The 15,864-nt window shown below is 65.0% G+C and carries 7 protein-coding genes; 4 read left to right on the plus strand and 3 right to left on the minus strand.

Annotated features, from left to right (window positions below):
- The first annotated feature begins 32 nt into the window (after nt 1–32).
- Entirely contained in the window at nt 33–2,828 is a 2,796-nt protein-coding gene (ppc, locus tag AQ12_RS17435) for a phosphoenolpyruvate carboxylase (RefSeq protein ID WP_048441222.1), read from the plus strand.
- Nucleotides 2,829–2,956: 128 nt separating this feature from the next.
- On the opposite strand, the gene AQ12_RS17440 is transcribed toward ppc, so the two are convergent.
- The 3 genes from AQ12_RS17440 to AQ12_RS17450 all read right to left on the minus strand — a co-directional run bounded on the left by AQ12_RS17440 (nt 2,957) and on the right by AQ12_RS17450 (nt 5,984).
- Complete coding sequence (locus AQ12_RS17440; protein WP_238587754.1) at nt 2,957–4,081, minus strand: AI-2E family transporter; 1,125 nt, start codon at nt 4,079–4,081, stop codon at nt 2,957–2,959.
- Between the two features lie 125 nt (nt 4,082–4,206).
- Nucleotides 4,207–4,947 carry a LytTR family DNA-binding domain-containing protein gene (locus tag AQ12_RS17445; RefSeq protein ID WP_048441224.1) on the minus strand — a complete coding sequence of 247 codons (741 nt, stop codon included), beginning with the start codon at nt 4,945–4,947 and terminating at the stop codon, nt 4,207–4,209.
- On the minus strand, nt 4,944–5,984 hold the full coding sequence (locus AQ12_RS17450) for a sensor histidine kinase (protein ID WP_048441225.1): 1,041 nt from the start codon (nt 5,982–5,984) through the stop codon (nt 4,944–4,946). Before AQ12_RS17450 ends, AQ12_RS17445 begins: the two co-directional genes overlap by 4 nt.
- A 43-nt stretch (nt 5,985–6,027) precedes the next feature.
- Between AQ12_RS17450 and argH the strand changes: the two genes are divergently transcribed.
- The 3 genes from argH (at nt 6,028) to pbpC (ending at nt 15,864) form a co-directional block, all read left to right on the plus strand.
- Nucleotides 6,028–7,419, plus strand: a complete 1,392-nt coding sequence (gene argH, locus AQ12_RS17455) for an argininosuccinate lyase (protein WP_048441226.1) — start codon at nt 6,028–6,030, stop codon at nt 7,417–7,419.
- Between the two features lie 226 nt (nt 7,420–7,645).
- Nucleotides 7,646–13,564: an MG2 domain-containing protein gene (locus AQ12_RS17460; protein ID WP_048441227.1), complete on the plus strand. Its 5,919-nt coding sequence runs from the start codon at nt 7,646–7,648 to the stop codon at nt 13,562–13,564.
- Nucleotides 13,565–13,629: 65 nt separating this feature from the next.
- Nucleotides 13,630–15,864 carry a penicillin-binding protein 1C gene (gene pbpC, locus AQ12_RS17465; protein WP_369799032.1) on the plus strand — a complete coding sequence of 745 codons (2,235 nt, stop codon included), beginning with the start codon at nt 13,630–13,632 and terminating at the stop codon, nt 15,862–15,864.

Consider the following 15,864-nt stretch of genomic DNA (forward strand, 5'->3'; position numbering starts at 1 on the left):
CAAAAACTAAGCACATCACCGTCTTGCACCCCATGCCGCAAAACCCGGAATCACCCAAGCGAAGAGCCCGAGACAACGAGCGGCCCCTGGTCGAGGACATCCGGTTTCTCGGCCGTGTGCTGGGTGATGTGATCCGCGAGCAGGAAGGCGTGCAAGCCTATGAGCTGGTCGAGCGTGTGCGCAAGCTCTCGGTGGCGTTCCGGCGCGATGCCGACCAGGACGCGGACAAGGCGCTGCGCAGCCTGCTGAAATCGCTTTCCAGCGACCAGACGGTGAGCGTGATTCGCGCCTTCACCTACTTCAGCCACCTGGCCAACCTCGCAGAAGATCGTCACCACATCCGGCGGCGCGCGGTGCATGAGCGCGCGGGCGATACGCAGGAAGGCAGCATCGAAGTTGCGCTGGCGCGCCTGCGCTGGGCCGGCATCACGACGCGCACCGTGTCGCAGACGCTCGCGCAGAGCTACGTATCGCCCGTGCTGACCGCCCACCCGACAGAAGTCCAGCGCAAGAGCATCCTGGACGCCGAGCGCGGCATTGCCAACCTGTTGACTGCTCGCGACGAGGTCAAGGCGCAGGCCTTGCCCAAGGACGCGCTGGCTCCACGCGAACTCGCATCGAACGAAGCGCAGATACGCGCACGCGTCATGCAGCTGTGGCAAACGCGCCTGCTGCGTTTTTCCAAGCTCACGGTCGCCGATGAAATCGAGAACGCCCTGAGCTATTACGAATCGACTTTCCTGCGCGAGATCCCCAGGCTGTACGCCGACCTGGAGCGTGCGCTCGGCACGCACCCCGTGGCGTCGTTCCTGCGCATGGGCCAATGGCCCGGCGGCGACCGCGACGGCAACCCGAACGTCAATGCCGAGACACTGGAATACGCACTGCGTCGCCAGAGCGAAGTAGCGCTGCGCCACTACCTGACCGAAGTGCACTACCTGGGCGCCGAACTCTCGCTGTCGGCGATGCTGGTGAACGTCTCGCCAGCCATGAAAGCGCTCGCCGAAAGCTCACCCGACACCAATCAACACCGTCTCGATGAGCCTTATCGCCGCGCGCTGACCGGCATCTATGCCCGGCTGGCCGCGACGCTCAAGGAGCTCACCGGTGGCGATGCCGCGCGGCACGCCGTCGCGCCGCAAAACGCCTACCAGCGCGCCGAAGAATTCCTGGCTGACCTGCGCATCATCGAAGCGTCGCTGCTGGCCGAACATGGGGAGGCATTGGTGCAGCAGCGCCTGCATCCGCTCATTCGGGCGGTCGAAGTGTTTGGCTTTCATCTGGCAACGGTGGACCTTCGGCAAAGTTCGGACCAGCATGAACTGGTGATCGCGGAACTGCTGGCCACCGCACGCGTCGAGGCGAAATATGCCGACTTGCCGGAAGGCGCACGACGCGAGCTTCTGCTCAAGCTGCTGAGCGATGCGCGCCCCCTGCGCGTGATCGGCGCCGCGTACTCGCAACACACACAGCGCGAGCTGGCGATCTTCGAATCGGCTCGCCGCATGCGCGATCGCTACGGCGCGCAGGCCATTCGCCACTACATCATCAGCCACACCGAATCAGTGAGCGACCTGCTCGAAGTGCTGCTGCTGCAAAAGGAAGTGGGCCTCGTGTCCGGCACGCTCGACGACAAGGCTGCAGTGCAGCTGATCGTGGTGCCGCTGTTTGAAACCATCGAAGACCTGCGCAATGCCGCGCCCATCATGCGCGAGTTCTACGGCCTGCCCGGCATTGCGAAGCTGGTGCAGCGCTCAGGCGCCGAGCAGGACATCATGCTGGGCTACAGCGACAGCAACAAGGACGGCGGCATCTTCACCAGCAATTGGGAGCTGTACAAGGCCGAGATCGCACTGGTCGCGCTCTTCGATGAACTGGCCAACAGCCACAACATCCAGCTGCGCATGTTCCACGGCCGGGGCGGCACCGTCGGACGTGGCGGCGGGCCGAGCTACCAGGCGATCCTGGCGCAACCGCCGGGCACTGTGCGCGGACAGATCCGCCTGACCGAGCAGGGCGAAGTCATCGGCTCCAAGTACGCGAACCCGGAGATCGGCCGGCGCAACCTGGAAACGCTGGTGGCCGCCACACTGGAAGCCACGTTGCTGCAGCCCACCAAGCCTGCACCGCGCGCATTCCTGCAAGCGGCAGAAGACCTGTCCGCAGCGAGCATGGCGGCTTATCGCGCGCTGGTGTACGAAACGCCGGGCTTTACCGACTACTTCTTCGGCTCCACCCCGATCCGCGAAATCTCCGAGCTGAACATCGGCTCCAGACCGGCCTCACGCAAGGCGCTGGTTCGCATCGAGGATTTGCGCGCAGTGCCGTGGAGTTTCAGCTGGGGGCAATGCCGCCTGACCTTGCCGGGCTGGTATGGCTTTGGCAGTGCGGTGCAGGCATTCCTTGCGCCCGCGCCGAAGGAACGTCTCGCGCTGCTGCAGAAGATGTACCGGACATGGCCGTTTTTGAAGGCGCTGCTGTCGAACATGGACATGGTGCTGGCCAAGAGCGATCTCGCCCTCGCATCGCGTTACGCGAGCCTGGTGACCGACGCGCGGCTTCGCAAGCGCATCTTCGGTGTCATCGAAGCCGAGTGGCACCTGACGGTTTCAGCGTTGCAGCAAGTCACGGGCGAACGCAACCGGCTCGCGACAAACCCCGCACTGCAACGCTCGATCAAGCATCGCTTTCCGTACATCGATCCGCTGCATCATTTGCAGGTGGAACTGGTGCGACGGCATCGCGAAGACGAACTCGACGAGCGGGCCAAGGTCGGCATCCACCTGTCGATCAACGGGATTGCGGCGGCGCTTCGCAATACCGGTTAGCAGAGAACTGAAGACCGGCTGTCATGCCGGACTTGATCCGGCATCCATGCTGCGACAAATCAGACGCAGCGACCGCTTCGCGGTGGATTGCGGATCAAGTCCGCAATGACAGCGGTCCTGTTGAGTTTTCAGGTCCCCAGCAACTCCCCAACCGGCTTCAGATCATCCACCCGGTCACACACCGCCTTGATCACCATCATGATCGGGATGCCCAGCAGCAGGCCCCACACGCCCCACAACCATCCCCACGCCAGCACGCCGACGAACACTGCGACCGCGTTCATCTTGCTGGCCTTGCTGGTCACCCACGGCACGATGAGATAGCCCTCGATGGTGTTGATGAACAGGGACGCGCCTGCAACCGCCAGCGCCATGTTGACCGAGCCGAACTGCAAAAATGCCACCAGCGCCGCCCCGCCCGTCACGACAAACGAACCGATGTACGGAATCAGGTTGAGCACGGCGGCAGCAAACCCCCAGACCGCTGCATGCTGCAAACCGAGCGCCCAGAACGCCAGCCCGGTCGCGACACCCACCACCACACTGGCGAGCACCTGGACCAGCAGGTAGCGCTGCATCTGCTGCGTGATTTCGTCCAGCGCCTGCACGGTGATCTTCTTGTTTGCCAGCGTAGGACCGGTGATCTTGACCAGCTTTCGTCGGAACATGTCGCCGGACATCAGCAGGAAGTAAGTGAGAAAGGTGACGACGACCACCTGCCCGATGAGACTGGCAAGGCCCAGCGTCCCGCTCCAGAGATGCTCGCGGATATCGAAGCGGGGCTTTTCGATCACGACGCGCGTCGCACCGCCGGTGGACGCCGGCGCGCCGCCGGCCTCGGCAGCGGCCTGCTCCAGTTGCGCAGCCGCCTTTTGCACCGTGACGATGGTGTCGGTTTTGGTGCTGCGCGAGCGCAGTGAATCACGCAGCTTGCGCGCCGCATCCGGCAGCGACTGAACCAGCTCATTGGCGTCGTCGCTGAAGGCGTACATCGACGCACCCGTTCCGCCCAGGATGCCGAGAATGAGAACCGCCGCGCTGATGGCACGCGGGATATGCATCTTCTGGAGCCAGTCCACAACAGGTGACAGCGCATAGCTGAACATGAGCCCGACCATCACCGGAATGAAGAATGCCGACGCCCACTTCAATGCGGCCAGCACCGCGAGCACAGTGAGCACAACCAGCATCGTGCTGCGCACGCTCTGCGGAACATGCAGCAGCACATGCGACGGGTCCTGGGGGTCATGCATCACCGAGGCCTCGATCGGGGCGCTTTCGGGTGCAGGCGACGCAGATGGTGCCGGTGGGGGAGTGTTTGAGGAATCAGTCGCCGGATTGGTCACATCTGCCATGCTTGCCCTTGAAAAAACTTCTTCTACCAGGCTGCCAACGCCTCACGAACCGCACTGAGCTGGCGGCGCGAAACGGCCAGCAGCTCATCAATGCCGTTGAGCCGCACGGCCCACCCTTCGCCCTCTTCGGCGTCGTAGTGCTTCTCCAGTGCGCGCATCGCATGCCGGGCAACCAGCGCATTGCGATGCACCCGCAGGAACTGTGCGGCGTGCCGGTCCTCCAGCTCGCTGAGGGCAGCATCCAGAATATAGCTGCGCGACGCGGTGCGTACGGTGATGTACTTGAGTTCGGCCTTGAAATACAACACTTCCGTCAATGGCACGCGCTCCGTGCGCCCGCGGTCCTGGATGAGCAGGACGTCGGCCTGCGCGCCTGCCGGCAACCCGCGCGCATGCACTTGCCGCTCGACCTTTTGCAGCGCTGCCTGCAGGCGTTCGAGCCGCACCGGCTTGGTGAGGTAGTCAACCGCCTCCAGCTCGAACGCCGAGACCGCATGTTCGGCGTGCGCCGTCACGAACACGACGGCCGGCGCATCGAGCCCGTCACGCAGCGCCCGCGCCAGTGCAAGCCCATCGGCCCCCGGCATGTGAATGTCCAGCAGCACCGCGTCGAACCGGTGGCGGCGCAGCATGTCCATGGCCTGAACGGCATTGGCCGCTTCGGCGCCCACCACGGCGGCCGGTGCAGTGCAACCGGCCAGCACGGTTCTAAGCCTTGACCGGGCCAGCGGCTCGTCATCCACCACCAGGACATGAAGCGTCATGCGGGCACCTCCACGCGCACCTGATAAAGGCCGTCCTTGAACACCGCCTGGAACTGCCCCTGCACATCGTGCAGCAACTGCAGGCGATCGCGCACGTTGTCCTGTGCGACACCGTTGCCGCGCTTGCCCTGGCCCCCAGGGGCCGTGTTGGTGACCTTGATGACGACCACGCTGCCACGCTTTTGCGTGCTCACTTTCACCTGCGCGCCTTCTGCGCTGGGCTCGACGCCATGCTTGACCGCGTTCTCCACGAGCGGTTGCAGCATGAGTGCGGGCACGCGCGCACTACCGGCGGCGGGGTCGAGCTGCCACTCGACCTGCAGGCGATCGCCGAAACGAACCTGTTCGATATCGAGATACCTGCGCGCCAATGCGACTTCTTCTGCGAGCGTGACCGATTCGCCCTGCTCCATCAATGCGTGCCGGAACAATTCGCTCAGGTCTTCGAGCACGGCCTCGGCGCGTGCCGGGTCTTCGCGGACCAGCGCAATGGCGCTGTTGAGTGTGTTGAACAGAAAGTGCGGCCGGATGCGCGCCTGCAGTTCCGACAGACGCGCTGCGGTGTCGGCTGGCATGCGGGCACGCGCGCGCAACACCAGGGCCGATACCAGCGCTGCTGCGAGCACCATGCCAGTCAGCGACGAAGCAATCCACGGCAAGCTCGGACTGATGCCGGCCACCGCCAGCACCGCGCAACCGCCCAACCCGGCGAGCCCACCGAGCAGCACACCAAAGACTTTCTGTTTCGGGCGGGACATCCGCGACAGGAACTTCTTCAGGCTGCAGGCGACCAGCAACCAGCCCAGCGTGGCTGGCAGCGCTGCGCCACTGAGGATGGAGACACGCACCAGCCAGTCGAAAGGAGTGGCCGCGCCAAACATCGCGCCCACTGCCATGACGGTTTCGACAAAAAGCACGGCCCGCAGGATCACGCCCAGATGGCACGCGTCGAAGACCAGCGCCGGCGATGCGCTGGTCGCGGACGGTGCCGCAGGGGGCCCGTCCTGGAAGGCCGATAATATTTGGGATTCCATCAAAGATGCCGCGACGTTCCGCCGGATTATTGGTGAATCTTCCCTTATGAACCAATTCGACAAAAAATCCGAGGCCTGGTCGGCCCTTTTCTCCGAGCCGATGAGCGACCTCGTCAAGCGCTATACCGCGAGCGTCTTTTTCGACAAGCGCCTGTGGAAAGCCGACATCGAGGGCTCGCTCGCCCATGCGTCCATGCTCGCGCGCCAGGGCATCATCGGCGCACAGGACCTGAACGACATCGAGCGCGGCATGGCCCAGATCACCCAGGAAATCGAGGCCGGCCAGTTCGACTGGAAGCTCGACCTGGAGGACGTGCACCTCAACATCGAGGCACGCCTGACGCAACTGGTGGGTGACGCGGGCAAGCGCCTGCACACCGGGCGCAGCCGCAACGACCAGGTCGCCACCGATGTGCGACTGTGGCTGCGCGGCGAGATCGACCTGATCTCTGCGCTGCTGGGCGATGTGCAAAAGGCGCTGGTCGATCTGGCAGAGCGCAATGTCGAAGTCATCATGCCGGGCTTCACGCACCTGCAGGTCGCGCAGCCGGTGAGCTTCGGTCACCACATGCTGGCCTATGTGGAGATGTTCGAGCGGGACCAGGACCGCATCGCCGATGTGCGCAAGCGCGTCAATCGCCTGCCGCTGGGCGCTGCGGCGCTGGCCGGCACCAGCTATCCGCTGGACCGGGAGTCGGTCGCCAGGGCGCTTGAAATGGACGGTGTGTGCCAGAACTCGCTGGATGCGGTGAGCGACCGGGACTTCGCCATCGAGTTCACCGCTGCTGCGTCCATTGCCATGGTGCATATCAGCCGGCTGTCTGAGGAGCTGGTGCTGTGGACCAGCCAGAACTTCAGCTTCATCAAGATCGCCGACCGCTTCACCACCGGCTCGTCGATCATGCCGCAGAAGAAAAATCCCGATGTACCGGAACTCGCGCGCGGCAAGACCGGGCGGGTGGTCGGTCACCTCATGGGCCTCATCACGCTGATGAAGGGCCAGCCGCTGGCCTACAACAAGGACAACCAGGAAGACAAGGAGCCGCTCTTTGACACGGCTGACACCTTGAAGGACACGCTGCGCATCTTCGCGGAGATGATTGGCGGGATCACCGTGCAGGCAGAGGCGATGGAAAAGGCAGCGCTGCGCGGCTATGCCACTGCGACGGACCTGGCCGACTACCTGGTCAAGAAGGGCCTGCCGTTTCGCGACGCGCATGAAATCGTCGCGCATGCGGTGAAGGCAGCGACATCGCACAACTGCGATCTGTCGGAGCTTCCGCTCACGGTGCTGCAGGGCTTTCATCCGAAGATCGACAAAGACGTTTATGACGTGCTGTCGCTGCGCGGCTCGTTGAATGCACGCGATATCCTGGGAGGGACCGCGCCTGCGCAAGTGCGGGCACAGATCGCGCGGCATCGCGCGCGACTCGCTTAGGCAGCACTGCCATTGCGGACCTGATCCGCAATCCATGCATTCAACGGCCGCTGCCGCTTCGCGGTGGATACCGGGTCGAGCCCGGTATGACATCCAGAGAGGCTGTCATTGCGGACTGAGACCGGAGGGCTCCTGCGAATCCGCCGCAATCCATGTCTTCGCGGGCCGTCGCCGCTTCGCTCCCGCGCACATTTCAGCTACGCTCATCCCTCACTGGAGGGCTAGCGTGAGTCGCAAAAAGAACATCCTCTCGGGCGCGGTCCTGGCGCTCGCCCTCGGCTGCGCCCATGCCGTCACGGTCACCAGTCTCACGCCGCAGGGCGAAGTGAGCAAGGTGCGGCAAGTCGTCGCGAAGTTCGACGAACCCGCCATCACCTTCGGCGACCCAAAAGCCCCGGTGCCCATCACGCTCAGTTGCAGCGACGCACAAGCCACCAAAGGCACGGCGCGCTGGAACAACGACCGCGAATGGGTGTTCCAGTTCGAGGACGACCTGCCGCCCGGCGTCACCTGCACGCTACAAACCAAAGCCGGATTCAAGTCCCCGAAAGGCGCTGAACTTCCCAAGGGAAACTGGCGCTTTTCCACCGGTGGGCCGTTCGTGCAGCAGCTTCGCCCCGGCACCTACCAGCGCATCGACGAAGAGCAGTTCTTTGCGATGCAGCTCAATGGCGACGCCACGCAGCAGAGCATGAAAGACAACCTCTGGTGCTCGATCGAAGGCTTAGGCGAGCGCGTGCCCGCGAAATTCCTGGAAGGCAAGGAGCGGGCCGACTACCTCAAGTCGCTGGGCATGGACAAGGCCGCAGAGAAACAGCCGCTGCGTTACTTCGCCTTCGCCTGCAATCGCCGCCTGGCTGCAAACGCGCGGGTGCAGATCGTGTACGGCAAGGGCGTCGCCACGCCCAGCGGCGTCGCCAACGCCCTCGAGCGCCGATTCGACTACCAGGTGCGCGAACCGTTCGCAGCCAGCTTCAGCTGCGAGCGGGAAAGCGCCCAGTCGTCCTGCCTGCCGGTCCGACCGATAACGCTGTCGTTCAATGCACCGGTCGCGCGCAAGCTGGCAGAGCAGATCAGGCTGAAGGGCGCGAAGGATTCACTCAAACCGGCTTTTGAAAACCAGGACAGCGACCCGGAAGCGGTGGTGAACGGCGTCACCTTCAAGCCCATGTTTGCAGAGCGTGCCGCGTTCACACTCGAACTGCCGCGCGACTTCAAGGATGCATCGGGCCGCGTGCTTCGTAATGCCGACAGCTTTCCGCTCAAGGTCGCCACCGGCGCGATGCCACCACTGGCAAAGTTTGCCGCCGCGCCCTTCGGCATCGTCGAGCGTTTCGCCGAACCCGATAGCGGGCCGCTGCTGCCGATCACCGTTCGCAACGTGGAGACCGCGCTGCGTGCGCAGACCTTCACCCCCGGCAAGATCAGCGACCTGCAGCCCAGGACCGACGCCGACATCATCGCGTGGTTTCGCAAGGTGCAGCAGTACGACGAGTTCAGGGTCAAGCGCTCGGTCGCTGTGCGCGATATCAAGGGCCCGCTTCCCAAGGTCGTCGACAAGGACGACAGTGAGTGGATCCAGTCCCGCATGGTCTCGCTGTTGGCGGGGCAGAGCGCGGCGAAAACGATGGACATGCCCAAGGCGGCTGAGGGCGACCCCCGGCCGTTTGAAGTGGTCGGTATTCCGCTATCGCCCGGCTTCCACGTCGTCGAGATTGCTTCGCAGCGCCTGGGCACATCCCTGCTCGATGAGCGTCACGGCGCGACTCGCACGATGTACGTGCGCAGCTCTGCGCTGGTCACCAACCTGGCCGTGCACTTCAAGCTGGGACGCGAGAACGCGATCGCCTGGGTCACCACGCTGGACAAGGGCCAGGTCGTCACCAATGCGCGCGTTCGCGTCTCGGACTGCCAGGGCAAGGAACTCGCAACCGCAGTCACCGATGCCCGAGGCATTGCGCAGTTCAAGGACCTGTCGCCCCAGCCACCGCGTTGCAGCGAAGACGACAACATGCGCGAAGCCTACTTCGTCAGTGCACGGGCCAGCGATGCCAAAGGTGGTGAAGACCTCGCCTTCACATGGAGCGACTGGCAGCGCGGCATCGAGCCGTGGCGTTTCAACGTTCCCACGAGCCGCGAGTCGCGTCCCGATGAGCGCATGCACACCATCTTCGATCGCACCCTGCTTCGCGCGGGCGAGACCGTGTCGATGAAGCACCTCGCGCGCACCGAGACACGCACGGGCTTCGGCGTGCCCGCCGCCCTTCCCGCTCAGATGGTGGTGACGCACGTCGGCAGCGGCCAGCAATTCACGCAGGCGCTCAACTGGCGCAAGACGGCAACGGGCGGCCAGAGCGCAGAAAGCGAATTCAAGATTCCGCCTGCGGCCAGGCTCGGCATGTACAGCGTGCAACTCACCCATGAGGGCGGTCGCGCCACCGATTCAGGCGAGTTCCGTGTCGAGGAATTCAGGCTGCCGGTGCTCGAGGGCCGGGTGGTGCCGACCGATCGCAAGTCACTCGTCAACGTCAAGTCCGTGCCCAGCGAGGTGCAGGTCAACTACGTCTCTGGTGGAGGCGCTGCGAACCTGCCGGTACGGGTCACGGCGCAGGTGCGTCGCAAGGGCCTTGCGTTTCGCGACTATGACGAGTTCAGCTTCCAGCCGCCGCGTCAACGTGCCGACGCAGCAAAGAGTGGCGAAGACGACGCCGCCACCGACGCGCGAATCATTGCAGACAAGCTGCCGCTCACGCTCGATCGCAATGGCGCAGGCAAGCTGACGATCGCGGAAGTACCGCCATCGAAGCAGCCGCAGGACTTGCTGCTGGAAGCGAGCTACGCCGACCCGAACGGCGAAGTGCAAACCCTGCGTAGTGTGTCCACCTTGTGGCCCGCCGCCGTCGTCGCCGGCCTGAAGACCGAAGGCTGGGTGTCGGCCCGGCAGAAGATCGGATTCCAGGCACTGGCCCTCGGTCTCGACGGCAAGCCCGCCGCGGGTGTCCCGCTCGAAGTTCATGCGACCGCTCGCATCGTCACGACCAGCCGCAAGCGCATGGTCGGCGGCTTCTATACCTACGACAACAAGACGGAGACCCGGGACCTGGGCAAGGTGTGCAGCGGCAAGAGCGATTCGCGCGGCCTGCTGCTGTGCGAGACCAGGCTCGCCGAAGCAGGCGAGGTGGAACTCGTCGTCACGGCGACCGATCCTCAGGGCAACAGCATCCAGGCGGCGAGTTCGGTATGGGTAACCCGCCAGGGCGAACTGTGGTTCGGTGGCGAAGACCATGACCGCATCGACCTGTTGCCGGAGAAGAAGGCTTATCAGGCAGGAGAGACCGCGAAGTTCCAGGTTCGCATGCCGTTCCGGTTTGCAACTGCATTGGTGAGCGTGGAGCGTGAAGGCATCGTCGATACCCGCGTGGTGCAACTCGACGGACAGGACCCGACCATCAGCTTGCAGGTCAAGGAGAGCTGGGGCCCGAACGTCTATGTGAGCGTGCTGGCGCTCCGGGGGCGTCTGCGTGAGGTGCCGTGGTACAGCTTCTTCACCTGGGGCTTCAAGGCACCTCGCGAATGGTGGACCGCGTTCTGGTACGAGGGCCGCGAGTATGTCGCGCCCACCGCGTTGGTCGACCTGAGCAAGCCCGCGTTCAGGCTGGGCCTGGCCGAGATTCGCGTCGGCAGCAAGGCGCACGAACTGGCCGTGAGCGTGAAGGCAGACAAGGAAAGCTTTCCGGTTCGCGGACAGGCACGCATCACCATCAGCGCGAAGCTGCCCGATGGCAAGCCTGCTGCGAATGCCGAAGTTGCGCTGGCCGCCGTCGATCAGGCCTTGCTCGAACTCATGCCCAACAACAGCTGGAACCTGTTGGAGGCGATGCTGCAACGGCGATCGTGGGGCGTGGAGACGTCGACCGCGCACATGGAGATCATCGGCAGGCGGCACTACGGTCGCAAGGCGGTGCCGGCAGGTGGCGGCGGCGGCAAGAGTCCTACGCGCGAACTGCTGGAAACCCTGCTGCTGTGGAACCCGCGTGTCGTGCTCGATGCGAACGGCCAGGCCGTGGTGACCGTGCCGCTGAACGACGCACTGACTTCATTCCGTATCGTTGCAGTCGCAGATGCAGGCACGGGGCTGTTCGGCACCGGACAGGCCACCATTCGCGCGACGCAAGACCTGCAGATCATCAGCGGCCTGCCACCGCTGGTGCGCGAAGACGACCAGTTCCGCGCGCAATTCACCTTGCGCAACACAACCGCCAAACCGATGAAGGTCGAAGTCACGCCGCGCGCCACGCTGATGACGATGCAGCCGCAGACGGTGGACATTCCTGCAGGCGAAGCCCGCGAGCTTGCATGGACAGTGACCGCACCCGCGCAACTCGGCCAGACGCGCGCCGAGGCCTTGCTCTGGGAGATCGAAGCCAAGGATGCCAACACCGGCGCGCGCGATGCCCTCAAGGCGCGGCAGCGCATCGTGCCAGCGGTGCCGCTCACCGTGCAGCAGGCCACGCTGGTGCAGGTCGAAGGGCCGTACACGCTGGAGGTGGCACCGCCCGCCGACTCGCTTCCCGTCGGCGGACCCCGGCGAGGGGGATTGCGCCTGGCCATGCAACCCAGGCTGGCCGAAGGTCTGCCGGCTGTGCGCGACTGGTTCGCGGCCTATCCGTTCGCGTGCCTGGAGCAAAAGACCAGCAAGGCCGTGGGCCTGCGCGATGCCAGGCTGTGGCAGACCGTCGTGGCGCAACTGCCGACCTACCTCGATAGCGACGGCCTTGCCAGCTACTTTCCGCCGCGTGACGGCGAGGCGAATCGCGGAAGCGACACGCTGACTGCCTACATCCTGGCCGCGACGCATGAAGCGGCATCAGTCAATCCGGCCTTCGCGCTGCCAGACGATGCACGCGCGCCGATGGAACGCGGCCTCATCGCTTTCGTCGAAGGCAAGATCCAGCGCGAGTTCTGGAGCCCGCGCAAGGACCTGGATGTTCGCAAGCTCGCAGCGCTGGAAGCGCTGTCGCGTTACGGCAAGGCTAACGGTCGCATGACGACCAGCATCACCATCGCGCCCAACCAGTGGCCGGCACATGCGGTCATCGACTGGTTCAACATCCTCAAGCGTGTGGCCGATGTACCGCAGCGTGACCAGCGTCTGGCCGAAGCGACGCAAGTGCTGAAGTCGCGCCTGTCGTACCAGGGCACCAAGCTCGTGTTCAGCACCGAGCGCGACGACTACTGGTGGTGGCTGATGGCCAATGGCGATGTCAACACCGCGCGTCTCATGCTCGCCGTGATGGACGACGCGGCGTGGAAGGACGACATGGGCCGCCTGGCCAACGGCTTCATCGCGAGGCAGCAGCGCGGCGCGTGGCTGACGACAACAGCCAATCTGTGGGGCGGTCTCGCGCTTGAGAAGTTCTCTGCGAAGTTCGAAGCCACGCCGGTGGCGGGCACCACACGCGCAGCGCTTGGCGCAAACCAGGCTAGCGTGGACTGGAGCAAGGTCGAGCGCGTGAAGGCGACCGATGCTGCGGGCCTTGCGCACCAGACGAGCTCGTTTGGTGCGCCCGCATCACCGGGCAACCTGCGCGGCAACACGATGTTCCTGCCCTGGGGCAAGGACAAGGAGACGCTCACCGTCACGCAGCAGGGCACGGGCAAGCCGTGGCTCACGCTGCAGTCGGTGGCAGCCATCGACCTGAAGGCACCGTTCAGCGCCGGCTACCAGCTCACGCGCGCCGTCACTCCTGTCGAGCAGGCGGTGCCAGGCAAATACTCGCGCGGTGACGTGGTTCGTGTGTCGATCACGATCAATGCATCAGCCGACATGACGTGGGTTGTCGTGACGGACCCGGTGCCGGGTGGCGCGTCGATCCTGGGCAGCGGCCTCGGGCGTGATTCGCAGATTGCGACCCAGGGCGAAAAGCGTTCGGGCTGGGCAAATCCCGCTTTCGAGGAACGCAGCTTCGAGGCCTTTCGCAGCTACTACGAATTCGTGCCCAAGGGCGTATTGAAGATCGAGTACACGGTGCGGCTGAACAACGTCGGCGACTTCGCGCTCCCTCCCAGCCGGGTGGAAGCGATGTATGCGCCGGAGATGTTTGGCGAGACACCGAATGCGCGCGTCAAGGTGGAAGCCCGATGACCTCACCGGCTGTCATCCCGGGCTCGACCCGGGATCCATCCCCTGCCCCGGCTGTCATCCCGGGCTTGACCCGGGATCCATCTGCGAGTGGGTGGCCCAAGCCCGCCATCACCGCCGTCCTGCTTACGGTACTCAGCGCGGCTGCCCACGCCCTCCCCACCTTCGACGAAGTCAAACGCGCACACCAGCCCTCCGACACCGTCATCCTCGACAGGCAGGGCGAGGTCATCCACCGGCTGCGCACGGACGCCACCATCCGCCGCGGACAATGGATCGCCCTTTCCGATATTTCCCCCGCCCTTCGCCAGGCAATGGTGCTGTCCGAAGACAAGCGATTCCACGAACACAGCGGCGTCGATTGGCGTGCCGTTTCGTCCGCCGCATGGGGCAACCTCTGGAACCACAAGACACGCGGCGCATCGACCATCACGATGCAGCTCGCAGGCCTGCTCGAAGACGACTGGCGAGCCGCCCCGGGTGGGCGTCATGCAGCCCAAAAGCTCGGCCAGGCCGTCGCCGCGCAAGTGCTGGACCGGCGCTGGCGCAAGGACCAGATCCTGGAGGCTTACCTCAATCTGGTGCCCCTGCGCGGCGAGCTGGCCGGCATCGACGCCGTCTCGCGCACGATGTTCGGCAAGGCGGCGCACGGACTCGATGAACAGGAAGCAGCGATTGCCGCCGCGCTGGTGCGCGCGCCCAATGCGAAGCCCCGCCTCGTGGCGCAGCGCGCTTGCGGTGTGCTGCGCGCCATGCGCGGGACCGATGCCAAACCCGATTGCGAAACGCTGGATGTCATCGCAACCAGCGCCTTGCAGCGGCGTGCGTTCGAGCCCGACGAAGGCATCGCTCCCCACTTCGCGCGACGCGCCGTCGCGCAGCAAACGGGCAAGCCTCCGGCACCGTCGCTGAGGACCCCGCTTCGCGCCGACCTGCAGCGCTTTGCCTCGCAATCGCTGCAGCAGCACCTGCGCGAACTGCGCCGCCGCAACGTCGAAGATGGCGCCGTGGTCGTGCTGGACAACGCCAGCGGCGAAGTGCTCGCGTGGGTCGGCTCCTCGGGCGAATTGAGCGGTGCGGCGCAGGTCGACGGCGTGACCGCGCGGCGTCAGGCCGGCTCGACCCTCAAGCCCTTTCTCTACGCGCAGGCCATCGTCGAGCGCCGCGTCACAGCCGCGTCGCTGCTCGAAGATTCGCCCGCCCATCTGGCAACGGCTTCGGGCCTCTATGTGCCGCAGAACTACGACCGGCAGTTCAAGGGATGGGTCTCGGTGCGAACCGCATTGGGCGCATCGCTCAATGTGCCTGCGGTGCGAACCGGCGTGCAGGTCTCTCCTGAATCGTTTGCCCGGCAGCTGCGCAACGCCGGTGTGTCGCTGCGCGAATCGGGCGATTTCTACGGATACAGCCTTGCGCTGGGCAGCGCGGAGGTGACGTTGCTCGACCTGACCAATGGATACCGGACGTTGGCCAATGGGGGACGGTTTTCTGAACCAGGCACCATGCCCTCACCCCAACCCTCTCCCAGAGGGAGAGGGAGCAAGGCAGTGATCGATGCGCGCGCGGCCTTCATCGTCAGCGACATCCTGTCCGACCCCAACGCCCGTGCGCGCACCTTCGGCACCGACAGCCTGCTCGCCACGCGCTTCTGGTCTGCGGTCAAGACGGGCACCAGCAAGGACATGCGGGACAACTGGGCCGTCGGCTGGTCGCAGCGTTACACCGTGGGCGTGTGGGTCGGCAACGCCAGCGGCGCTGCGATGCACGACGTGAGCGGCACCAGCGGCGCTGCGCCGATCTGGGCTTCGGTCATGGCCTTCCTGCATGCGCGCGAGCCCAGCCGCGCACCTTCACCGCCAGCCGGACTCACCCGGGCCTGGGTGCAATTCGCAGACCGCCTGGAGGCGAGCCGCGACGAGTGGTTCATCGACGGCACCCAGCAGGCGATCTTTGCGATGGCACCCGCGCAGCAACGAAACATCGCCGCGCGCATCACCGCCCCCGCCAACGGCACCATCGTCGCGCTCGACCCCGACATCCCGCCGAACCGGCAACGCCTGCAGTTCAGCGCCGCAGGCGACAAGCTGCGATGGCTGATCGATGGCAAGGAGGTGGCGCGGGGGCGCCAGGCGCAGTGGCTGCCGTGGCCCGGCAGGCACAAGGTTCAGATTGCGGGTGAGCGCGGCGAGGTGCTCGACGAAATCCGCATCGAGGTGCGCGGCGCGGGTGTCAGGCCGGTCGTGATGAACAAATTTTCGCCACCACCGAAGATTCTTCAATCCGCCGCGCCGCCAGTTCGCTAG

It is taken from the genome of Caenimonas sp. SL110, assembly GCF_001044395.1.
GTDB lineage: Bacteria > Pseudomonadota > Gammaproteobacteria > Burkholderiales > Burkholderiaceae_C > Ramlibacter.